This window comes from Gilliamella sp. Pas-s25 (assembly GCF_009795885.1).
GTDB lineage: Bacteria > Pseudomonadota > Gammaproteobacteria > Enterobacterales > Orbaceae > Gilliamella.
This window is the reverse complement of record NZ_WTEV01000099.1, coordinates 1-330: the sequence shown is the minus strand read 5'-3', so window position 1 is coordinate 330 and position 330 is coordinate 1. Positions and strand designations below refer to the sequence as shown.

Sequence of the window (330 nt, the reverse complement as noted above, 5' to 3'; positions counted from 1 at the left end):
TACCCATGCCATATTTACGACAGAGCTCCTTGACAGGAATACCGGCTTCAGCTTCTTTTAAAATAGATACAATCTGATGTTCAGTTATTTTTTTCATAATTAAATCCCCTTTACTTTTATCATAGAGAATTTTCTACTTTTTTGCTGTACTATTTTAGGGGATAGTTACAGTGTCTTTATCGCTATCGTCATTTAGTCGAGAATGCCTTTGCTAGAATCAAGCAATATCGTTCAATATCAACTATATACGATAAGTTAGAAAGGAATTATGCCAGTATGGTATCACTGGCATTTATGTTAATGTGGCTGCCAATGTATTGTTGAGTAATT

1 pseudogene is annotated in these 330 nt (G+C 33.6%); it reads left to right on the top strand.

The features are described from left to right. Window positions 1-171: 171 nt before the first annotated feature. Window positions 172-324, top strand: a pseudogene (locus tag GQ593_RS13505) (transposase); the annotation flags it as partial. Between the last annotated feature and the right edge of the window lie 6 nt (window positions 325-330).